The following is a 255-nucleotide window of genomic DNA, read 5'->3' as shown; positions in this document are numbered from 1 at the left end:
CCTTGTAGAGTAGTAGTAGAAGATTTAAATGTAAGAGGTTTATTGAAAAATAAACACTTGTCTAAATCAATTTCAGAGCAATGTTTTAATAAGTTTATAACTATACTTGAATACAAATGCAAATGGAACAAAATTGAATTTGTTAAAGCAGATAGATTTTATCCAAGTAGTAAAATGTGTTCATGTTGTGGAACTATCAAAAAAGATTTAAAGTTAAAAGATAGGACTTATGTATGTCCTAATGAAAAATGTAAT

The 255-nt window shown here is 25.5% G+C and carries 1 protein-coding gene; it reads left to right on the top strand.

The window, feature by feature from the left end; all coding sequences use genetic code 11:
* A partial coding sequence (locus tag KGF48_RS20095) for a transposase (RefSeq protein WP_227868511.1) occupies positions 1–255 on the top strand: 255 nt, incomplete at both ends.

The sequence above is a fragment of the Clostridioides sp. ZZV15-6388 genome (genome assembly GCF_020657755.1).
In the GTDB taxonomy this organism is placed as follows: Bacteria; Bacillota; Clostridia; order Peptostreptococcales; family Peptostreptococcaceae; genus Clostridioides.
Note: the sequence above shows the minus strand (reverse complement) of the source record. Positions and strands in the feature narration are given on the sequence as shown.